Origin of the sequence: Halodurantibacterium daqingense (assembly GCF_042666235.1) — a bacterium.
GTDB classification, from domain to species: domain Bacteria; phylum Pseudomonadota; class Alphaproteobacteria; order Rhodobacterales; family Rhodobacteraceae; genus Halodurantibacterium; species Halodurantibacterium daqingensis.
The window spans coordinates 97,883-118,918 of sequence record NZ_JBHTFQ010000003.1 but is presented as its reverse complement, the minus strand read 5'-3'; the positions used below and the strand labels follow the sequence as shown (position 1 = coordinate 118,918).

Annotated in this window: 22 protein-coding genes; 12 read left to right on the top strand and 10 right to left on the bottom strand. The window is 63.5% G+C overall.

Annotated elements, in window-relative coordinates; genetic code table 11:
• Nucleotides 1-744, bottom strand: a complete 744-nt coding sequence (locus tag ACFQXB_RS06755) for an alpha/beta hydrolase (RefSeq protein ID WP_377401100.1) — start codon at nt 742-744, stop codon at nt 1-3.
• A gap of 184 nt (nt 745-928) precedes the next feature.
• On the opposite strand from ACFQXB_RS06755, the gene thrS reads away from it, so the two are divergent.
• Together thrS and ACFQXB_RS06745 are read left to right on the top strand one after the other, a co-directional pair.
• Nucleotides 929-2,875 carry a threonine--tRNA ligase gene (gene thrS, locus ACFQXB_RS06750; protein WP_377401097.1) on the top strand — a complete coding sequence of 649 codons (1,947 nt, stop codon included), beginning with the start codon at nt 929-931 and terminating at the stop codon, nt 2,873-2,875.
• A gap of 619 nt (nt 2,876-3,494) precedes the next feature.
• Nucleotides 3,495-3,701, top strand: a complete 207-nt coding sequence (locus ACFQXB_RS06745; protein ID WP_377401094.1) for a cold-shock protein — start codon at nt 3,495-3,497, stop codon at nt 3,699-3,701.
• Nucleotides 3,702-3,762: 61 nt separating this feature from the next.
• Here the strand turns inward: ACFQXB_RS06745 and ACFQXB_RS06740 are convergent, their stop codons facing one another.
• Together ACFQXB_RS06740 and thyX are read right to left on the bottom strand one after the other, a co-directional pair.
• Nucleotides 3,763-4,089, bottom strand: coding sequence for an arsenate reductase family protein (locus tag ACFQXB_RS06740; protein WP_377401090.1), 327 nt, complete (start codon nt 4,087-4,089; stop codon nt 3,763-3,765).
• Nucleotide 4,090: 1 nt separating this feature from the next.
• Nucleotides 4,091-5,002 (bottom strand): FAD-dependent thymidylate synthase, encoded by a 912-nt coding sequence (gene thyX, locus ACFQXB_RS06735; RefSeq protein ID WP_377401087.1) that lies wholly within the window; start codon nt 5,000-5,002, stop codon nt 4,091-4,093.
• Between the two features lie 128 nt (nt 5,003-5,130).
• Between thyX and ACFQXB_RS06730 the strand changes: the two genes are divergently transcribed.
• A complete protein-coding gene (locus ACFQXB_RS06730; RefSeq protein WP_377401084.1) occupies nt 5,131-5,559 on the top strand; it encodes a VOC family protein in 429 nt (142 codons plus the stop codon).
• A gap of 573 nt (nt 5,560-6,132) precedes the next feature.
• Here the strand turns inward: ACFQXB_RS06730 and ACFQXB_RS06725 are convergent.
• Complete coding sequence (locus ACFQXB_RS06725) at nt 6,133-6,630, bottom strand: MarR family winged helix-turn-helix transcriptional regulator (protein ID WP_377401081.1); 498 nt, start codon at nt 6,628-6,630, stop codon at nt 6,133-6,135.
• 122 nt (nt 6,631-6,752) lie between these two features.
• Nucleotides 6,753-7,043: an FAD assembly factor SdhE gene (locus ACFQXB_RS06720; protein ID WP_377401078.1), complete on the bottom strand. Its 291-nt coding sequence runs from the start codon at nt 7,041-7,043 to the stop codon at nt 6,753-6,755.
• Between the two features lie 303 nt (nt 7,044-7,346).
• On the opposite strand from ACFQXB_RS06720, the gene ACFQXB_RS06715 reads away from it, so the two are divergent.
• Together ACFQXB_RS06715 and ACFQXB_RS06710 are read left to right on the top strand one after the other, a co-directional pair.
• On the top strand, nt 7,347-8,549 hold the full coding sequence (locus tag ACFQXB_RS06715) for a pyridoxal phosphate-dependent aminotransferase (protein WP_377401075.1): 1,203 nt from the start codon (nt 7,347-7,349) through the stop codon (nt 8,547-8,549).
• A gap of 14 nt (nt 8,550-8,563) precedes the next feature.
• Complete coding sequence (locus ACFQXB_RS06710) at nt 8,564-9,004, top strand: hypothetical protein (protein WP_377401072.1); 441 nt, start codon at nt 8,564-8,566, stop codon at nt 9,002-9,004.
• Here the strand turns inward: ACFQXB_RS06710 and ACFQXB_RS06705 are convergent.
• The 5 genes from ACFQXB_RS06705 to ACFQXB_RS06685 all read right to left on the bottom strand — a co-directional run bounded on the left by ACFQXB_RS06705 (nt 8,955) and on the right by ACFQXB_RS06685 (nt 13,078).
• Nucleotides 8,955-10,319 carry an MATE family efflux transporter gene (locus ACFQXB_RS06705; RefSeq protein WP_377401069.1) on the bottom strand — a complete coding sequence of 455 codons (1,365 nt, stop codon included), beginning with the start codon at nt 10,317-10,319 and terminating at the stop codon, nt 8,955-8,957. The genes ACFQXB_RS06710 and ACFQXB_RS06705 overlap by 50 nt on opposite strands.
• Before the next feature lie 41 nt (nt 10,320-10,360).
• Nucleotides 10,361-11,263, bottom strand: a complete 903-nt coding sequence (locus tag ACFQXB_RS06700; RefSeq protein WP_377401066.1) for a nickel/cobalt transporter — start codon at nt 11,261-11,263, stop codon at nt 10,361-10,363.
• Nucleotides 11,251-11,910 (bottom strand): DUF1007 family protein, encoded by a 660-nt coding sequence (locus ACFQXB_RS06695; protein WP_377401063.1) that lies wholly within the window; start codon nt 11,908-11,910, stop codon nt 11,251-11,253. The genes ACFQXB_RS06700 and ACFQXB_RS06695 overlap by 13 nt, the downstream gene beginning before the upstream one ends.
• A complete protein-coding gene (locus ACFQXB_RS06690; protein ID WP_377401060.1) occupies nt 11,907-12,512 on the bottom strand; it encodes an SAM-dependent methyltransferase in 606 nt (201 codons plus the stop codon). Before ACFQXB_RS06690 ends, ACFQXB_RS06695 begins: the two co-directional genes overlap by 4 nt.
• A 116-nt stretch (nt 12,513-12,628) precedes the next feature.
• Nucleotides 12,629-13,078, bottom strand: a complete 450-nt coding sequence (locus ACFQXB_RS06685; protein WP_377401057.1) for a DMT family transporter — start codon at nt 13,076-13,078, stop codon at nt 12,629-12,631.
• Between the two features lie 134 nt (nt 13,079-13,212).
• On the opposite strand from ACFQXB_RS06685, the gene ACFQXB_RS06680 reads away from it, so the two are divergent.
• From ACFQXB_RS06680 to ACFQXB_RS06650, 7 genes are all read left to right on the top strand, one after another.
• Nucleotides 13,213-13,623 (top strand): c-type cytochrome, encoded by a 411-nt coding sequence (locus ACFQXB_RS06680; protein ID WP_377401054.1) that lies wholly within the window; start codon nt 13,213-13,215, stop codon nt 13,621-13,623.
• Nucleotides 13,624-13,747: 124 nt separating this feature from the next.
• Nucleotides 13,748-16,009 (top strand): adenosylcobalamin-dependent ribonucleoside-diphosphate reductase, encoded by a 2,262-nt coding sequence (locus ACFQXB_RS06675; protein WP_377401051.1) that lies wholly within the window; start codon nt 13,748-13,750, stop codon nt 16,007-16,009.
• A gap of 239 nt (nt 16,010-16,248) precedes the next feature.
• Entirely contained in the window at nt 16,249-17,358 is a 1,110-nt protein-coding gene (locus tag ACFQXB_RS06670) for a THUMP domain-containing class I SAM-dependent RNA methyltransferase (protein ID WP_377401048.1), read from the top strand.
• 123 nt (nt 17,359-17,481) lie between these two features.
• Entirely contained in the window at nt 17,482-17,919 is a 438-nt protein-coding gene (gene aroQ, locus ACFQXB_RS06665) for a type II 3-dehydroquinate dehydratase (RefSeq protein WP_377401045.1), read from the top strand.
• A 200-nt stretch (nt 17,920-18,119) separates the two neighbouring features.
• A complete protein-coding gene (locus ACFQXB_RS06660) occupies nt 18,120-19,259 on the top strand; it encodes an ABC transporter ATP-binding protein (RefSeq protein WP_377401042.1) in 1,140 nt (379 codons plus the stop codon).
• Entirely contained in the window at nt 19,259-20,185 is a 927-nt protein-coding gene (locus ACFQXB_RS06655; protein WP_377401864.1) for an ABC transporter permease subunit, read from the top strand. Before ACFQXB_RS06660 ends, ACFQXB_RS06655 begins: the two co-directional genes overlap by 1 nt.
• Nucleotides 20,182-20,988 carry an ABC transporter permease subunit gene (locus ACFQXB_RS06650; RefSeq protein ID WP_377401039.1) on the top strand — a complete coding sequence of 269 codons (807 nt, stop codon included), beginning with the start codon at nt 20,182-20,184 and terminating at the stop codon, nt 20,986-20,988. The genes ACFQXB_RS06655 and ACFQXB_RS06650 overlap by 4 nt, the downstream gene beginning before the upstream one ends.
• Nucleotides 20,989-21,036: the final 48 nt, after the last annotated feature.

The following is a 21,036-nucleotide window of genomic DNA, read 5'->3' as shown; positions in this document are numbered from 1 at the left end:
CTAACCCAGCAGTTCCTCAAGGGTCTGGGCAACAAGATCAAGGCAATCGGGGGTGGAAAAGCGATGATCTGCTCCCTTCACCAGTGTAAGCCGGATGTCCGGACCCGTCGCATGTTCGAGAAGGCGCAGCGCGACCGAAACTGGGACATCAGTATCCGCCGTGCCCTGCAGGAAACGGACCGGAACCGTCAGCGGCAGCGGGCTTTGCAACACCAGGCTGTTCCGCCCGTCCTCGATCAGGCGGCGTGTGATCGCATAGGGTTCGTCCGAATAGTCCGACGGCAGATTCACCACGCCTTCGCGCAGCAACTGCGCACGCTGTTCGGCATCGAAGGCCGCCCACATGTCCTCGGTGAAATCCGGCGCGGCGGCGATGCCAATGATGCCGGCAACCTTCTCCGGCATCGCCTGCGCCACAAGCAGGCTGATCCAGCCCCCCATGCTTGACCCGACAAGGATCTGTGGCCCTTCGGTCAGCGCAGAAATCGCCTCGCAGGCATCATCAGCCCAGTCGCTGATCGCACCATCCAGAAACGCCCCTGACGAGGCGCCGTGTCCCGAATAATCGAACCGCAGAAAGGGCGCTCGTCGGGCCTTGGCCCAGGCTGCAAGATGCTGCGCCTTCGTCCCCTCCATATCCGACCGGAAGCCGCCCAGAAAGACCACGCCGCCCCCCTGACCCCCCAAACGGTGATAGGCGATGCGGCGGCCTGCGGCTGTCTGGTGAAAGGATGGCTGGCTCATCTCATGCTCCTCCGATGGTCGCGTTCTGTCCGGTCTGCCTGCTTGATCCCCGTCGCGCAAGATGGATAACAGCGCGGTTCAGGTCTCTCGGGTCTTGACTTGGCGAGGAAGCGCGCCCATTCAACTGCGGACATAACCCGCAACCGGGCGTTCCGTGGGCGCCAAAACGACGAGGACTGCCGCTATGGCCCAGATCTCCCTTACGTTCCCCGATGGCAATGCGCGCAGCTTCGATGCAGGCATCACTGCGGCGCAGGTGGCCGAGAGCATCTCCAAATCCCTTGCGAAAAAGGCTGTATCGGCCAGCGTCAACGGGGCGCATTATGATCTGCAATGGCCAATCGATGCCGATGCGGAAATCGCGATCCATACGCTGCAGGATGAAAAGCCCGCGCTCGAGCTGATCCGCCACGACCTGGCGCATATCATGGCACGTGCCGTCCAGGAGCTGTGGCCCGACGTCAAGGTGACCATCGGGCCGGTCATCAAGGACGGCTGGTATTACGATTTCGACCGGGCCGAACCCTTCACGCCCGAGGATCTGGGCGCGATCGAGAAGAAGATGAAGGAAATCATCAACCTTCGCGATCCCGTGCGCACCGAAATCTGGGACCGCGCGCGTGCCATTGCCCATTACGAGGCCAAGGGCGAGCCCTTCAAGGTGGAACTGATCGAGGCCATTCCGGGAGACCAGCCGCTGCGCATGTACTGGCATGGCGACTGGCAGGATCTGTGCCGCGGCCCGCATCTTCAGCACACCGGTCAGGTGCCCGCAGACGCCTTCAAGCTGATGAGCGTTGCCGGCGCCTATTGGCGCGGCGACAGCAGGAACAAGCAGCTTCAGCGGATCTATGGCGTGGCGTTCCGCAACCGCGACGATCTCAAGGCTCATCTCACCATGCTGGAGGAGGCCGCGAAACGTGACCACCGGCGCCTGGGGCGCGAGATGAACCTGTTTCACATGCAGGAAGAGGCCCCCGGTCAGGTGTTCTGGCACCCGAACGGCTGGCGGATCTACACCACGCTTCAGGATTACATGCGCCGCCGCCAGACGGCGAACGGCTATGTCGAGGTGAACACGCCGCAGGTGGTCGATCGCAAGCTGTGGGAGGCTTCGGGCCACTGGGAGAAATATCAGGAGAACATGTTCATCGTCGAGGTCGACGAGGAACATGCCCGGGAAAAGGCGGTCAATGCGCTCAAGCCGATGAACTGCCCCTGCCACGTGCAGATCTTCAACGTGGGCCTGAAATCCTATCGCGATCTGCCGCTGCGGATGGCCGAGTTCGGGTCCTGCAACCGCTATGAACCCTCCGGAGCGCTGCATGGCATCATGCGCGTCAGGGGGTTCACGCAGGATGATGCCCATATCTTCTGCCGCGAGGATCAGATCGAATCTGAAACCAAGCGCTTCATCGACTTTCTTGCCGCGATCTATCGCGATCTCGGGTTCGAGAAGTTCCGCGTCAAGTTTTCCGACCGTCCCGAAACCCGCGCCGGAGCCGACGTGGTCTGGGACAAGGCGGAAAGCGCGCTCAAATCCGCGACCGAGGCCGCCGGCTATGCCTACGAGATGAACCCGGGCGAAGGGGCCTTCTACGGGCCGAAGCTCGAGTTCGTCCTGACCGATGCGATCGGGCGCGATTGGCAATGCGGCACGCTTCAGGTGGATTTCGTGCTGCCGGAACGCCTTGACGCCACCTATATCGGCGAGGATGGAGGCAAACACCGCCCCGTGATGCTGCACCGCGCCGTTCTTGGCTCGTTCGAGCGCTTCATCGGCATCCTGATCGAGAACTTCGCCGGGAAACTGCCGTTCTGGCTCGCACCGCGTCAGGTCGTGGTCGCATCGATTGTATCGGATGCGGATGACTACGTCCGAGAGGTGGTCGCCGCCCTTCAGAAGGCAGGCGTACGGGCCGAAGCCGACCTGCGCAACGAAAAGATCAACTACAAGGTCCGCGAGCATTCTGTCGGCAAGGTTCCGGTGATCCTGGCCGTTGGCATGAAGGAGGTCGCGGACCGAACGGTCTCCGTGCGGCGCCTCGGTGAAAACCGCACCGAGACCGCGCACCTTGACAACATCATCACCAGCCTCGCGGCCGAAGCAACGGCCCCCGATCTGGCCTGAGAAAGTCCGGGCTGCCACGCAGGGGTGGCAGCCCGACCTCGCATGATCGCGTGGTGGATATCCGCAAGCGTGAACGCCTGCCCAACCGTAGCAGCAGGGGCGCCGCATGGAAGCCGATCAATTCGTCAAGATCAACGCCACACGGCCGAAGCACGGGCCCCTGATCGGGCGCAAGACCCGGTTCACGCGCTGCGCAATGGCGGCCCCTCGGCCGAAGATCCTCGCAGGAGGGAACGGCCGACAACGCTCCAAGTCAGTTCGACGGGGCCAGTGATCCGCCCGGCAACTGTTTGGGGCGGGCAGCGCAAGGGGGTTCGCTCTGCCCCAAAGGCAACCCGGGCAACCCATGGCCCGGGCGTCCACGAGGCGCGAAGCCGCGCGCACCCTGTTTTCCCACTGCGCCAATACCCCGCTCATGCCCCGTGCGGACAGGCATTTCCGAAGCGCCAGAGTTACACAGATGTCGCTTGATTTTTTGCGAAGATCGGTAATGCTTTTTTTCAGTGAAGACAGACTTTCTTACGACCGCCTCCTGATTCAGGCAGCCGGACCACTGGAAGACCTGGCTGAACGGCCCGGCGCAATACCGCCCGGGGGAATTGACTAAAGGAGAGCGGAGATGCCGACCGGCACCGTGAAATGGTTCAATACGACTAAAGGTTACGGCTTTATTGCGCCCGACACGGGGGGCAAGGATGTCTTTGTCCACATCTCGGCCGTTGAACGCGCCGGGCTCAAGGGCCTGAACGACAACCAGAAGATTGCCTACGAGCTTCAGTCGGGCCGCGACGGCCGCGAATCAGCAAGCGACCTGCAGCTTCTCTGAGCTTTCGCAGCCGTGTTCCGGCCCGTCGTTCAGGCGGGCCGCTTTGGTTCGGGCGCTCGGTTCAGCCCAGAAGGGCCGCCTGGTTCGCCTTGTCCCAGCCCAGATAAAGCTCGGCCCCGGTGTCGATAACCGGGCGCTTCATCAGCGTCGGATGCAGGGCAAGAAGCGTCGCCAGATCGGCCGCCCGCTGATCCTCGGGCAAGGCGCGCCAGGTCGTCGAACTGCGGTTGAGGATCCTGTCACCGAAGGCGGCCATGAATCGCGCGATCTCCTCGCCCGAGAGTGGCTCGGCGCGGACATCGCGGAAGGTCACGCTGTGACCCGCCGCTTCCAGCGCCTTGCGCGCTTTCCGACAGGTGTCGCAGGTGGGAATACCGAAAAGGAACATCTCAGTTCCCCGCGATCAGCTGTTCGAACTCGCGCCACTCGCCCTTGCTCATCCCCGAGTTTTCCTGCGTCACCGCCTCACCTGCCAGCATGCGCCGCAGACAATCCAGCCCTTTTGCCGAAAGGGTTGCCCCGCCCATGCGGTAATCCTCGAAGGCACCATAGGCAGCCGGGACCCAGTCGGCGACGATGCGCGCGATCGTTTCGGCATAGACGCGGATCTCGTATTGCGCGTGACGATCGGCGCGCAGGCGCAGGAAATGGAAGAGGTTGTGCAGATCGGTCTTCCAGTACCACTGCGTATAGATGTTCGCCGGCAGGTTCATCCGGGCCAGTTCGCGCGCCAGCCCCTGCTTGCCCTCCTGGCTCAGCATTTCCTCGTAATGATCGTAGCTGCGCGCCGCATCGGTCTTGAGGATCTCAAGCACCCGCGCCGCCTCGGGGCCGTCAAGCACCGCGCCGCGGCCCTGATTGTTGACCTGGCTTTGCGCGGCAAGCTGCTCGGGCGCGGGGATGTAGAACTCGCGGTCCATGATCGAATAGCGGGCGGAATATTCGTTCACATTCGCCGTGCGGTGACGGATCCACTGCCGGGCGACAAAAATCGGCAGCTTCACATGCAGCTTGACTTCGCACATCTCGAACGGAGTCGAGTGCCAGTGGCGCATCAGATAGCGGATCAACCCGGCATCATCGCGGGCCGCCTTTGTGCCCGCGCCATAGCTGACCCGCGCTGCCTGAACGATCGCGCCGTCATCGCCCATGTAGTCGATGACCCGGACAAAGCCATGATCCAGAACCTCGTGCGCGCGGTAAAGATGCGCCTCCATCCCTTCGCTGACCGCCCGCAACGTGTGTCGCGGTGTGGCGCGGGCAGACTCGATTTCGGAGATCTGATCGGGGGTCAGGGGCATCGTTGTCTCCGTGTCATGGCTTTTCGATCGCTTAACCCGTTTCGCAGGTCTGGACAATCGGTAGCTGTGCCCCATCATGCGACAGCAGCCCGCAGGGCATCATTGGCACAATCGAGAAGGAGAAGTGCTTGCAGATCCGTTATCTCCACACGATGGTCCGGGTCCTCGACCTCGACAAGACAATCGCGTTCTTCAAGCTTCTCGGGCTGGAGGAAAAGCGGCGGATTGATAATGACGCCGGCCGATTCACCCTGGTGTTCCTTGCACCTCCGGGGCAGCACGAATGCCCCGTAGAACTGACGTTCAACTGGGATGGAGACGACGGCCTGCCCTCGGACAGCCGCCATTTCGGCCATCTCGCCTATGAGGTCGAGGATATCTATGCGATGTGCCAGCATCTCATGGACAACGGCGTCACGATCAATCGCCCGCCACGGGACGGACGCATGGCCTTTGTTCGCAGCCCTGACAACATCTCGATCGAACTGCTTCAGCAGGGTGAGGCGCGCCCACCGGCGGAGCCGTGGACAAGCATGCCGAACATCGGCCATTGGTGAACAGCCTTTTCAGCTTTGCGCCAGCCCTGGGGCATCCCCATGCCCCAGGACCCGCGGGTGCTTGACTAGCAATCCTGCCGCATCCGTGCAGACGACCGGGCGCGGACAAAAGCGCCCCGTGTTCTGCTGCCCTTTCAAGTTAGAACGCATGCCCATCATCGGAGGGATCTTGTGCCCGTGCGCCGCCGTGTGACGTAATCCCACGGCAGGTCAGGTCAGGTCAGGTCAGGTCAGGTCAGGTCAGGTCAGGTCAGTCAGGACGACACATGATTAAACGGCAAGGGCAAGTGCAACCGCGTCTCCCCCTCCCGGCATTCATCGTGGCAGGCGGGAAGGCATCCCGATCAAGGTCAGGCTCTTTGATCCGTCAGAAGGATCATCCGTGCGGGAGACGCCTTGCCCCGTGCAGAGCGTTTTCACGATACAATCCGGTGGTGACCCCGGTCCTCTGCCCTGTTCCCGCGTCAGCCACCGCCGCAGCTGCTTGCCCGCCCCACGACAGCAGCCCCGACCTTCCCGAGCAGGCCGCCCCGCATCGCCCTTGCCTTGCCGAGGCACTCGGAACTTGCCCCTTCAGTAGATGAACCGGATCTGATCCGCCCAGTATCGCTCGATCCTGCGGAGCGCCGCGTTGATTCCCTCCATCCCTGCTTCACCAAGAACCGCAGAATTCTGCAGGCCTTCCGCATGGCGGGCAAAGAGCGCCTGCACCAACGCCCGAATATTGCGCCCCTTCTCGGTGAGCCGTACACGCACCGACCGCCGATCGATCGAGCAGCGCTGATGATGCATGAAGCCCAGCTCGACCAGTTTCTTGAGATTATAGGAGACGTTGGAACCCTGATAATAGCCCCGGGTCTTGAGTTCTCCGGCCGTCACCTCGTTTTCGCCGATATTGAACAGCAGGAGCGCCTGCACGGCGTTGATTTCCAACACGCCAAGCCGTTCGAATTCATCCTTGATGACGTCAAGCAAAAGGCGGTGAAGCCGCTCCACCAAGGCAAGGCTTTCAAGGTATTCCGCCATGAAACGGCCAGTTTCACTGGATCGAACCGATGAGTGGATGGTCATCACAAACTCCGCGAACTTTCGTCGTTCCGGAAAAATGTGACGAAAAAGAGAACATCTGGTAAACAAGAGTCACATAAACATGCGGGCACGCGCCATCGCGAAGGCACCTGCCCGCCCGGTCGTCACCGCCCGGGTTCGGGCGTCGGCTGCAGCCGGCCGCGGGCATTCGCGCCGATGGCCGCCAGAAGCTCGGCATGTTCGGCAGGGGCTGGCTGCGCACCGGTGACCCACAGATACAGGTCCTGGTCGTTTTCCTCGAGCAACAGATCGAAATGCTTGAGCGTCGCCTCGTCCATCCGCGTCAGCATCGAGTCGGCATAGGGGCCAAGGATCAGGTCCATCTCCTTGGTGCCCCGCCGCCAGGCGCGCATCCGCATCCGCTTCAGCCGTGCCTCGCGCGGTTCAGAATTCATGAGCCTTTCTCCTTCATGTTGGTTCCCAAATGGTCGGCCCGGCCACCAATGCCACCCCGGTCGAGAGCAGACCGCAAGCGCCGGCCCGGGGCGCGCATCCGCGTTCGATCGGCCCGCAGATCCGGGTACCGCGTGGCAGCCCCTGTCACGGCAAGCGGGCGCAGTCCGGCTATCGCGGCCTTTCCTGTGAACCAGCCGTCCCCGTTGCTGCGCTGCACGGTGTTCTCCGTCGTGAATCCGCTTGATCGGATCTTGCGCGAACCCTATGACATGAGCCCGGCAAGTTCAAACCGGAGTTCTCCCATGCCCTTCCTGTCCGACACGCTTGCGCGTGTGAAACCCTCGCCCACGATTGCGGTGACCAACAAGGCGCGGGAGCTGAAGGCCGCAGGCAAGGACGTGATCGGCCTCGGAGCCGGCGAACCGGATTTCGACACGCCCCAGAACATCAAGGACGCGGCCAAGCGCGCCATCGACGAAGGCCGCACCAAGTATACGGCTGTGGACGGGATCCCCGAACTGAAACAAGCCATCTGCGACAAGTTCCTGCGGGAAAACGGCCTTACCTACAGCCCCAACCAGGTGACGGTCGGCACCGGCGGCAAGCAGGTTCTCTACAACATCCTGGTCGCAACGCTGAACGCGGGCGACGAGGTGATCATTCCCGCCCCCTACTGGGTATCCTACCCCGACATGGTGCTCCTGGCGGGTGGGGAACCGGTCATCGTCGAATGCCCGATCGAGACCAGCTTCAAGCTGACGGCCGAACAGCTTGAGGCGGCGATCACCCCGCAGACCAAATGGTTCATCTTCAACTCGCCCTCGAACCCCACCGGCGCGGGCTATACCTGGGACGAGCTGAAGGCCCTGACCGATGTTCTGCTGCGCCACCCGCATGTCTGGATCATGACCGATGACATGTATGAACATCTCGTCTACGGCGATTTCGAATTCTGCACCCCCGCCCAGGTCGAGCCACGGCTTTATGATCGCACGATCACCTGCAACGGCGTGTCCAAGGCCTATGCGATGACCGGCTGGCGGATCGGATATGCAGCCGGCCCCGAACACCTTATCAAGGCGATCGGCAAGGTGCAGTCGCAAAGCACCTCGAACCCCTGCTCGATCAGCCAGTGGGCCGCGTTCGAGGCACTGACCGGCCCGCAGGATTATCTTGCCGAAAGCCGCAAGGCCTTCCAGCGCCGCCGCGATCTGGTCGTGTCGATGCTGAACGAGGCAGAGGGCATTCAGTGCCCGACACCCGAGGGCGCCTTCTACGTCTATCCCAACATCGCGGGCTGCATCGGCAAGACCAGCGCCGGCGGCACGCTCATCACAGATGACGAGGTGTTCGCCACCGCGCTGCTCGAGGAAACCGGCGTGGCGGTCGTCTTCGGCGCCGCCTTCGGGCTTTCGCCGAACTTCAGGGTAAGCTACGCTACCTCGGATGATATTTTGAAAGATGCTTGCGCACGCATTCAAACCTTCTGCGCAGGTCTCAGCTGACATTTGAGGACGGCATGATTGGCAACATCCCCGGCTATTACTTCCGCTTGCGCGAAAATGGCGCCCTGGTGTTCCGGGTCGAAAGCGAAAACCGTCAGCGCCGCCTGGGGATGGAGCCGATTGCCGTCGCAAATCTGCGTAACGGTGAAATCAAGCCTCAGGGCGAGCGCAAGCTGACGCCCGAGGACAATGCCGCCATCCGCCTCTGGATTGAGCAACGGCAGGCCGGCCAGGCCCAACGCGAATGCGACGATGCGCTGCGCCTTGCCGACCAGATGAACCAGATCGCCCATTGGGCGCAGACGCGGGCCAAGGATGCTCAGCTCGAGGCCGTGTCCGAGCACCTGCTTCTGGCAATGCATGACCTGCGCAGCGTCCTTGTCCGCAAGAAGGGCGACCGGCTGCTCAGGCAGGGCGGGCTGGCATCCGAAGATGCCGCACAAAACGCAGGCTGAGCAACACGGCTGCCAGCGCGAGGCCCACCACCAGCCCGGCCCAGATCCAGACTCCGCCACCGCCAAGGTGGATACCCATCACGTAGCTGGCCGGAATTCCGACCAGCCAGTAGCTGACCGACGCGAGAATCATCGGGATCCGGGTATCCTGCACCCCGCGCAGAAGCCCCAGAACCATGACCTGGGCCGCATCGGCAAACTGGAACAGCGCCGCTACAACAAGCAGGCTGCGGCCGATGGCAATGATCGTGTCGCGATCCGGTTCATCCTGAGACAGGAACGCGCCGACCAGCAGCTCGGGCAGCGTCAGGAAGGCAATGATCGTGAGCGTGCCAAAGGCGAAGGACAGCGCCACAGCCGCGAGCGCGCCCTGGCGCAACGCGACAGCGTCGCCCTGGCCATGGGCCCGCCCGGCCCGGACGGTCGCCGCATTCGACAGGCCCAGATGCACCATGAAGGCCAGCGCCGTGATCTCGAGCGCAATTCCGTGCGCCGCCAGTTCCTGCGTTCCGACCCAGCCCATCATCAGCGCCGAGGCCGCGAACAGCCCGCTTTCGGCAAGTCCGGTCAGCCCGATCGGCCAACCCAGCCGGAATACCTGTGCAAAAGCCGCCCAGTCCGGGCGCCACAGGCGCTGAAACAGCGCGTAGCGCCGCAGTTCAGGCAACCATGCCGCATAGATGCACAAGGCAAGCAGCGTGCCCGCCTGCACAAGCACCGAGGCGATCGCCGCCCCGCGCAGCCCCAGTTCGGGCGCGCCCCAGTTGCCGAAGATCAGCGCCCAGTTGACCACGATGTTCAGGCCCACGGCGGCGACCGTCACCCACAGCACTACCTGCGTCCGCTCAAGCGCCGCAAGGTAGCTCTTGAGCACCATCACCAGCAGCGCCGGCACCATGCCAAGCCCGGCAATGCGCAGATAATCCTGCGCGAGACCCGCGATTTGCGCATCCTGACCAAGCCCTCGCAACAGGGGCCCTGACCACCACATGACAGGAAAGCTGACGATGCCGAACAGCAGCGACAGCCAAAGCCCCATGCGCGCCGTTCGCCGCACCTCGGCATCCTCGCCCGAGCCGAGCGCCCCCGCCACCATCGGCATGACCGCCAGTGCGAATCCGGATCCGAGGATGAAGACGCTGAAGAAGGTCGAAGCGCCCAGCACCACCGCCGCAAGCGCCGGGACGGAATACCAGCCCAGCATGATCGTGTCGGTCACATGCAGGCCGAACTGGGCAAGGTGGCTGCCGATCAGCGGCAGCCCAAGGACCAGAACGGCCCGCGCATGGGCGCCATAAGGGGAAGGCTTCATCATCCTCTCGCCTTATCCGAGCATGTCGGCTACGGCAAGCGGGCTCAGATCACGCGCAGGATCAGGCTGGTCGCCGCCACGGCGATAAGCGCGCCGGCCAGGAGTTCAAGCGCCGGGAAAAGCGCGCGTGCCCGGCCGGCCCGATCCAGCCAGAGCGTGGCGCCATCGCGCGCAAGAACGGCCGCCGCTGCCACGGCAACCGTCACGCTGGCCGTGCCAAGCCCCATGACATAGGTGCCCGCGATCCCGGCCGCATCCAGCCCCATGCGCCAGGTGAGGATCAGAAGAAACAGTGCCCCGGTGCAGGGGCGCAACGCGATGCCCCCGATCAGCGCCAGCCCGTCCCGCCAGCTGCGGATGGCCGAAACCTCTTCCATCGTGGGGCCGTGGCGATGGCCGCAGCTCGGGCAGGGTCCATCGTCATGATGGTGGTGATGCGGCCGGGCGATCCGCCGCGTCCGCCAGAGGCCCCGTGCGCCCCGAACGGCCAGCCAAAGGCCGATCAACGCCACCGCGGCATAGCTGAGCGGCGCCATCACGGTTTCGGCCACGCCCACCAGGTGTTCGCGCGACCACCCAAGCAAAAGCACCCCGCCATAAACCAGCACCACAGCGGTCGTCGCCTGCGCAAGGCTGGAGGCCAGCGCAATGCCCATCATCGGCAACAACCGCTGCCGGCTGCCGACACCATAGCCCCCGATCAGCATCTTGCCATGTCCCGGCCCGGCGGCATGGAAGAACCCGTAGGCAAAGCACAGGCTGAAGAGGGCCGCCAGGGCCCCTGGTTCACCCCCGCGCAGACGGCGCAGCCCGTCAGCCATGGCGTTCTGGAACTGTCGTTGACCCTGGGCGGCCCAGGCCGCAACCGCATCGCCCGCGCCGCTCAGCCAAAGGCCAAGGCCCGCAACCGCGAAGGCCAGAACAAGTGTCGGGATCACTCGGCGCATGTCAGACGGATCTCGTCGGAGAAAGCCGCGCCAACGGCGGGAAAGTCCTCGTATTCATCGAAATCCGGCTCGGCGAGCATTTCTGCCAGCGCCGCTTCCAGCATTTCGCTCGCGGCTGTCCGGTCGGGTTCGAAGATCCGCGCGGTGCAATCGGCGCGGCCTTCGATCTGGGGATCAATGACGATGCGATAGGCGGTATAATAGGTCGGGTCATAGACCTGGATCACAAGCGGATCCTGCGCCACCCCGGGCCGGTCCTCGAAGGCGCGGACATGGGTGGTGATGATGCGCCCGTCCTGCACATCCGCCGTCCAGTCCCGCGGCCCGGACAGGCGCAGCGGTTTGCCCTCCTGAAGGGCATAGAGATCCCCCTCGAAGCCCTCGACCCACTGCATGTCGAAACCGCTGAGTTGGGCCTTCTCGGCCTCGGTCAACTCTCCGGTGAAGTCGGGATCAAGGCCCAGTTCCTCAAGCAGCAGCATCGAATAGAATGCATCATAGACCCAGACAACCCGAACTGCCGCCAGCCGCCCCTCATCATCGAAATGCATCTGGAGGCCGGAATCGATGAAGACATGCGGATGCGCGCGCGCCTCGGCCGCGCCAAGCCCCAGAACGAGGCAAGCGATCATCGCCAAGCGGATCATGGCCGCCCCTCCGGTTTGCGGGCGATCAGGTCGATCAGGGACGACGGGCCGACGTGGCCGGAACCCTCGGACAGAACCGCCTCGTATTCGGCAAGATGCACCAGGTCGAGGCCCCGGAACGCGTCGGCAAGCATGTCGGCAGTGTAAAGGTGATCCACTTGGCGCGGACCGCCCGTGCCATGGACAAGCTGGCGCGGAGTATACCCGTGCAGAAGCAGAAGCCCGCCCGGACGCAACGTCTGCACCATTCCGGCGAACATCGCCTGGCGCAGCACCGGATCGGCGAACTGGACGAAGATTGCTACTACCGCATCATATTCTGCTTCGTGCCAGGGCCAACGGCCGACATCGGCATGATGAAAGGCGACCGCAACCCCCCGGCGCGCCGCCAGATCCCGTGCCTTCGCGATTGCCACAGCCGAGCCATCCATCGCGACCACGTCGCAGCCGCGACCGGCAAGCCAGGTCGAATTGCGCCCCTCGCCATCCGCAACGCACAGCACCCGGCTGCCCGGCGCCAGGCGATACGCCTCGCGCACAAGAAAATCCGCCGGTTCCTGGCCAAAGTGGAAACCAGGCTGCGCATATCGCTCATCCCACATGGCGTTCCTCATTGCCCGCGTTTGCCCCAGACATAGGCGAGCCGCCCCGTCCCGCTCAAGCGCTATCGCCCGGCGGGCGATCAGGATCCGGTGAACTGGCCGCGTCGCCTGTCGCCTCAGCTGCGCAGAATCAGAAGCAGGCCGGCAGCCATCAGTCCGATGCCCCCCAGACGCATCGCACCAACCGGGCGGGGGATCGCCCCAAAGAGGCCGAAATGATCGATGACCGCGGCCGACAGCATCTGGCCCAGCAGAACGACGAAAACCGCGTTGCCAACCCCGAAGCGCGGCGCGATCCAGGTGATCGACAGCACATAGAAGGCAACCAGCACGCCCGCCAGCAGAAGGCGTTTGGGCTGCGCCTGCACATGCCCAAGGGGCCCCGGCCCACCGGTGGCCAGCATCACGACAAACGCCGTCGCAAGCGCGACCAGAAACAGCACGACCGCCGCCGCCGGAGGCGAGCCGATCCGACCGCCAAGCTGGGCATTGAGCGCCGCCAGAAGCGGGATGCCAATCCCGGCCCCCAACATGATCAGCGCGTGGCGCAGGGTTTCCGGGGTCATCGCTTGCTCCGCATCAGCCGGGTCGGGGCGACCCTAGGACAGGCGCCCTGCCCTGTCATCCCCTGTTGCACCCCTGAACAAGGAGGGTCATCATTGGCAAAAGGGGTTCAACCCGGAACGAAGGAGGCAGAGGGATGCAGATTCAACATGTGGCGCTGATCGCGCTCGGAACGGTCCTGGCGATCGCGGGCTGCAGCGAAGGCCGGCGCAATGTGGACGGCCACACGCTCTACACGGATTACTGCGCGGCCTGCCATGGCGACAGCGGCCGCGGAGATGGGCACCTTGCCGCCTCACTGACGCCTCCGCCGGCTGATCTGACGACCCTTTCGGCCCGCAACGGCGGCCAGTTCCCGATGCTGGCAATGATGGCCAAGGTCTATGGCTATGCCGAAGGCCGAGGGGGCGGCGGCGGGCCGATGCCCGAGTTCGGACCGCTTCTGCAGGGGGAACTGATCCTGATCGAGACAGAGGACGGGCTTGTTACCCCTACCCCAGAAAAGCTTGTGGCCCTGGCCGATCACGTGCGATCCTTGCAGCGTTGAGCGGTTCCCGCCCGCCCGTCGCTTCCCCTGTTGACGTGGGTGACCAGTCTGGTATCCCGCAGACCAACCCACATGTAGTAGCGCAGAGCGTGCGCCTCACCATCTATCGACAGGACATGGCCCGATGACTCGTTTTTCCGCCCCCATCGCCGAACAGATCTGGGACATGAAATACCGTCTGAAAGGCCCCGACGGGGCGGCCATCGACGGTACGATCGAAGATACGTGGCGCCGCATCGCGCGTGCGCTTGCCGCGGTCGAAACGGACCCGGCCCTGTGGGAAGAGCGATTCTATCAGGCGCTGGAGGATTTCAAGTATCTTCCCGCCGGGCGGATCACCGCTGGCGCCGGAACCGGCCGCGCCGTGACGCTTTTCAACTGCTTCGTGATGGGCACGATTCCCGACAGCATGGCCGGCATCTTCGACATGCTGAAAGAGGCCGCGCTGACCATGCAGCAGGGCGGCGGCATCGGCTATGACTTTTCGACCATCCGCCCCCGCGGGGCCGAGGTGAAGGGCGTGGCCGCCGATGCCTCGGGTCCGCTGTCGTTCATGGATGTGTGGGATGCCATGTGCCGCACGATCATGTCGGCAGGTTCGCGCCGTGGTGCAATGATGGCCACGATGCGCTGCGACCATCCCGATATCGAGAGTTTCATCGAAGCCAAGCAGGACGCTGCCCGGCTGCGGATGTTCAACCTGTCGGTTCTGGTGACCGATCCGTTCATGGAGGCCGTGAAGGCCGACGGGCCGTGGGACCTGACCTTCGGCGGCAGGGTCTACAAGACGCTCAATGCCCGCGATCTGTGGAACAAGATCATGCGCGCGACCTATGATTACGCCGAGCCGGGCGTGATCTTCATCGACCGCATCAACAAGATGAACAACCTTCGCTATTGCGAAACGATTGCGGCCACCAACCCCTGCGGCGAACAGCCCCTGCCGCCCTATGGCGCCTGCCTTCTGGGCTCGGTCAACCTGGCGCGGCTGGTCACGAACCCGTTCGAGGCCGATGCCGAACTGAACCCACAGGCGCTTGATGAACTGGTGCGCCTTGCCGTCAGGATGATGGACAATGTCGTGGATGCCAGCCGCTTCCCGCTCGAGGCGCAGGCGCAGGAAGCCCAGGCCAAGCGCCGCATCGGCCTTGGCGTCACCGGCCTCGCGGATGCGCTGCTGATGCTCGGCCTGCGCTACGGATCGGAAGAGGCTGCGACCCAGACCGAAGCCTGGATGAAGGCCATCGCCCGCGCCTCCTATCTGGCCAGCGTCGATCTGGCCAAGGAAAAGGGCGCCTTCCCGCTGTTCGACGCCGAAAAATACCTTGCATCCGGCAACATGATGCAGATGGACGAGGACGTGCGCGACGCGATCCGCACCCATGGCATCCGCAACGCGCTCCTGACCTCGATCGCGCCGACCGGCACGATCAGCCTTTACGCAGGCAACGTGTCGTCGGGCATCGAGCCGGTCTTTGCCTATGCCTACAAGCGCAAGGTCCTGCAGAAGGACGGCAGCCGGACCGAGGAAGAGGTGGTCGATTACGCGGTGAAGCTCTGGCGCGACAAGTTCGGCGACAAGGACCTGCCGGACTATTTCGTAAATGCCCAGACCTTGCCGCCGCTGGACCACGTCCGGATGCAGGCGGCCGCGCAGAAATGGATCGACAGTTCGATCTCCAAGACCATCAATTGCCCCGAGGATATCAGCTTCGACGATTTCAAGGAGGTCTATATGGCCGCCTGGGATCAGGGCTGCAAAGGCTGCACCACCTACCGGCCGAACGATGTGACCGGATCGGTACTTTCGGTTTCCGAGACGAGCGAGAAGGCGCCCGAGGCGGAGACGGGCGCCGAAGTGGTCTATCTGGCCGAGCCGCTTGACCGGCCGCAGGCGCTGGAAGGCAATACCTACAAGGTCAAATGGCCCGACAGCGAGCACGCGCTTTACATCACCATCAACGACATCGTCATCGCCGGCCATCGGCGCCCGTTCGAGGTGTTCATCAACTCCAAGAACATGGAGCATTTCGCCTGGACGGTCGCTCTCACGCGGATGATTTCGGCGGTGTTCCGGCGTGGCGGCGACGTGTCCTTCGTGGTCGAGGAACTGAAGGCGGTCTTCGACCCCCGCGGCGGCGCCTGGATGCAGGGCAAATACATCCCGTCGATCCTTGCGGCGATCGGCGGCGTGATCGAACGGCACCTCGTGTCGATCGGCTTCATTGAAGGCGAAGGCATGGGCCTGAAAGAGGATCCCTCGGCCAAGGTCGCCGTCATGGGTGCCCCGCGCGGCCCCGCCTGCCCCTCCTGCGGCGCCTTCGAAATGCGCATGGTCGAGGGCTGCATGACCTGTGGAAGCTGTGGCCATTCCAAATGCAGTTGACGGCCCGGATCGGCCATGGTGTCCCGACAGCCTAAAATTGACCTTTTGCCGCCCATAATATGTCCTTTGGCAAAGCGGAATTTTTCCACCAGGCGCTGGCCGGCATCCATAGCCTTCATCCCGGACCAACCTGACGCCCCGAAGCGGCGTCGTCTTTGAAGCGCCTCGCCTCCGCGTCGCCGGCATTATGGCCGGATAAACCCCTTCTCCGTAGGCGCGAATGGCTCTATCGAGAGGGCATGAGTGAAGAATTCGAGATCTACCTTGTCGCCACCCCGGGGCTGGAGACGGTTCTGGCGCGGGAGGCGGCCGAAAAGGGCTTTGCCGCGCCGCAGCCCTCGCTCGGGGGGGTGACGATCCGCGGCGGCTGGCCTGATGTCTGGCGGGCCAATCTGGAACTGCGTGGCGCCGCGCGCATCCTTGCACGGCTCGGCTCCTTTCGAGCCATGCATCTTGCGCAGCTGGACAAACGCGCCCGCAAGTTTCCCTGGGCCACGTTCTTCAAACCGGGTCAGGCGGTTCAGGTCGAGGCGAGCTGCCACGCCTCGCGCATCTATCACGACCGCGCGGCAGCCCAGCGGATCGCGACCGCGCTGCACGAAGAGCTTGGCGCTGAGGTCCGGGATGACGCACAGCTACGCGTCCTTGCCCGGATCGACGACGACCTCTGCACCATCAGCGTGGATACTTCGGGCGAGTTGCTGCACCGGCGCGGCCACAAGGAGGCCGTCAATCGCGCGCCGATGCGGGAAACGCTGGCTGCGCTGTTTCTTCGGGAGTGCGGCTTTACCGGCGATGAGCCTGTGCTTGATCCGATGTGCGGATCGGGAACCTTCGTGATCGAGGCCGCCGAGATCGCAACGGGACTACAGGCCGGCCGCTCACGCAGTTTCGCATTCGAGGAGCTGCTTACCTTCGATCCTGCCGCTTATACCCGGCTGCGCCAGGCGCAGCCGATCGCAGATCCGACTGTGCGGTTCCTTGGCAGCGACCGGGATCCCGGCGCGATCCGGATGAGCCAAGGAAACGCCGAGCGTGCGGGCGTAAGCGCGATCACCGCGTTCCGGAACCTATCGGTCGCCGATCTCGAACGGCCCGAAGGCCCGGCAGGGCTTGTCATCGTCAACCCGCCCTACGGGGGCAGGATCGGCAACAAGAAACTGCTGCTCGCGCTGCATGGGCAGCTGGGCGATGTTCTGCGCGAGCGATTCAAGGGCTGGCGCGTCGGTCTGGTGACCTCGGAACCCGGACTGGCCAAGGCCACACGCCTGCCCTTCGGCCCGCCCGGCCCCTATGTCGCCCATGGCGGGCTGAAGATCCGCCTTTACAAGACGCAGCCGCTGCGCTGACCCCCGAACTGCATTGCCGAAGGCCTGCTGCTTGCCGTATGGCAAGGACCGTGGGGGGTGCGGACGGAATCTCCGGCAGTGCCTTGATGATCTGCGGGTCCCGCCCGCGTGAAGGAGTTTCCGATGTCCAGGCTCGTGTTCATTCTGAACGGTCCCAACCTGAACCTGCTGGGCAAGCGCCAGCCCGAGATCTATGGCAGCGACACGCTTGCCGATGTCGAGGCCGCCTGCCGCAGGATCGCCGAGGCCGCGGAGCTGGAAATCCGCTTTCATCAGTCGAACCGGGAATACGAACTGATCGACTGGATCCACGAAGCGCGGGACTGTGCGGCCGGGATCATCATCAATCCTGCCGCCTTCACCCATACCTCGGTTGCGCTGCTGGATGCACTCAACTGCTTTGAGGGACCGGTGATCGAGGTGCACATCTCGAACATCCACAAGCGCGAGGCCTTCCGGCACCACTCCTATGTTTCGCTGCGTGCGGATGGGGTGATCGCCGGCCTCGGCGTCGCGGGATATCCACTTGCATTGCAGCACATGCAGCGGCTTCTCGAATAGGCCCGGGGACGTCGCTGCTGCGCCGCGAAACGTGGCAGCGCGCCCGACATTGACGCAACGGATGTCTCCGATGCCCGAGGCGTGCGCCCGCAGACTGGTCCTTTCCGGGCGCCGCCTTGACAGGTAAAGAACCAGCCGAATAGTGTTTTCTTGCGACCTGACGGAAGGTGGCTGTGCCTTCCCGCCTAGCCGGAGCCCTGATGTCCCAGCCCCATTCGCCTGCTGCACCGAAACCCTGGCTGTCGCCCGAGGCAAAGCCCTTCGTGCGTATCCACAAGGTCACCAAGAAGTTTGGCGATTTCATCGCTGTTGACGACGTTACCCTTGATATCTATCGGGGCGAGCTGTTCTGCCTGCTGGGCGGTTCAGGCTGTGGCAAATCCACCCTGCTGCGCATGCTGGCCGGATTCGAGACCCCGACCGAAGGCCGGATAGAGATCGACGGACAGGACATGGCCGGCATCCCGCCCTACGACCGGCCGACGAACATGATGTTCCAGTCCTATGCGCTGTTCCCGCATATGACGGTCGAGGCAAATGTGGCCTACGGCCTGATGCGCGAGGGCATGGGCCGGGCCGAGGCGCGCGACCGCGTCGCCGACATGTTGCGCATGGTGCAGCTCAGCAAGTTCGCGCGGCGCAAACCGCATCAGCTTTCCGGCGGCCAGCGCCAGCGCGTGGCCCTCGCCCGGGCCCTGGTCAAGCGGCCCAAACTTCTTCTTCTGGACGAACCTCTTGGCGCGCTGGACAAGAAACTGCGCGAGGAAACGCAGTACGAACTGATCCGCATTCAGGAAACGCTTGGCGTGACCTTCATCATCGTGACCCATGACCAGGAAGAGGCGATGACCCTCTCTACCCGGATCGGGGTGATGAACGCGGGCGAGATCGTTCAGGTGGGTGAGCCGCCCGAGATCTATGAATTCCCGAAATCCCGCTTCGTTGCCGATTTCGTTGGCTCGGTGAACATCTTCGAGGGCCGCGTTTCCGAGGACGAACCCGACTATATCCGCCTGGACAGCCCCGAACTCGGTGGCACGATTCATGTGGGCCACGGGGTGTCCTGCAGGATGAACCAGCAGATGTGGTACGCCATCCGGCCGGAAAAGATCGTCGTCAGCCGCGTCCGGCCCGAGGCCGAGCACAACATCGTTCAAGGGCTGGTGGAAGAGGTGCTTTATATGGGCAATCTTTCGGTTTTTCGCATTCGTCTCGACAGCGGCAAGATCATCCGGGCCACCCGCGCCAACCTGTCCCGCCAGGAACACGATGCCATTTCCTGGGATGAACGCGTCTGGGTAAGCTGGGGGGATACCTCGGGCGTGGTGCTGACCCAATGATGCGGGCCACCCCCTTCCGCTGGACCTCGGCGGCGCTGGCGCGGATCGGCCTTTCGGGGCGGGCGCTTGTTGTTGCCGTACCGCTTCTGTGGCTGTTCGTCTTCTTCCTGATCCCCTTTCTGGTCGTCGCCAAGATCAGCCTCTCCGAGGCGACGATCGCCCGACCGCCCTATGCCCCCCTGCTTGAATGGGACGGGCTTCGGGTGACGCTGAACCTGAACTTCGAAAACTACGCCTATCTGTGGACCGACCGGCTTTACACGAACGCATATCTTTTCTCCATGAAGGTGGCATTCATCTCGGCCACCTGCGCCCTTCTGATCGGCTATCCCATGGCCTATTACATCGCGCGCAGCCCCGAGCCGCGGCGGACGATGCTTCTGATGCTGGTGATCCTTCCGTTCTGGACCTCGTTCCTGTTGCGGGTCTACGCCTGGCAGGGTTTCTTGCGCAGCAACGGTGTGATCAACAACCTGCTTCTGTCGCTGGGCATCATCGACAGTCCGATCCAGATGCTGCAGACCAACTTTGCCGTCTATCTTGGCATCATCTACACCTATCTCCCCTTCATGATTCTGCCGCTCTATGCAAATCTGGTCAAACTCGACGACACCCTGCTCGAGGCATCGGCAGATCTGGGCGGCCGCCCGATGGCCACCTTCTTCCATGTGACGCTGCCTCTTTCGATGTCGGGGATCATCGCGGGCTTCATGCTGGTCTTTGTTCCGGCGATCGGAGAGTTCGTGATCCCAGAATTGCTGGGCGGACCGGACACGCTGATGATCGGCCGGGTGTTGTGGAACGAGTTCTTCTCGAACCGCGACTGGCCGGTTGCCTCGGCGGTGGCCATTGCCATGCTTGTGGTGCTTGTCATTCCCATCATGCTGCTGCGCGGTGCGCAGGCCCGGGCGGAGGAACAGGGATGAAGCGCTCCATCTTTCTGCCAATGGTTGCCATACTTGGCTTCGTGTTCCTTTACGCGCCGATCCTGTCGCTGATCGTGTTCAGCTTCAACGAAAGCCGGCTGGTGACGGTCTGGGGAGGCTTTTCCACGCGCTGGTATGCGCAACTGTTCCGTGATCCGCAGATCCTGGGCGCAGCCTGGATCAGCCTCAAGGTCGCGGTCATCAGCGCCAGCGTCGCCGTGGTTCTGGGCACGCTTGCGGCCTATGCGCTGATGCGTTTCGGCCGATTCCGCAGCCGCGCGCTTCTGACCGGCATGGCGACCGCGCCTCTTGTCATGCCCGAGGTCATCACCGGCCTCTCGCTTCTGCTGCTGTTCGTGCTGATGGAACAGCTGTTTGGCTGGCCCGCTGGCCGTGGCACGACGACGATCATCATTGCCCATATCACCTTCTGCATGGCCTTCGTGGCGGTGGTGGTCCAGTCGCGGCTTGCGGGGATGGACCAGAGCGTCGAGGAAGCGGCGATGGATCTGGGCGCCCACCCCGTCCGGGTCTTTTTCGACATCACCCTGCCCATCATCGCGCCAGCCCTTGTCGCGGGTTGGCTTCTGGCCTTCACCTTGTCGCTGGACGATCTGGTGATCGCAAGCTTCGTCACCGGCCCCGGGGCCTCCACCCTGCCGATGGTGATCTTCTCGAAGGTACGGATGGGGGTAAGCCCCGACGTGAACGCGCTTGCCACGATCATCATCGCCGTCGTCGCCCTGGGCGTGGCAATCGCCATGTGGCAGATGCGCCGCGCGGCACGGCGCGACCAGCCCTAGACGGGACCGGGCCACCCGTTGCCTTGGTCCCGGCCCCGCATTACCCTT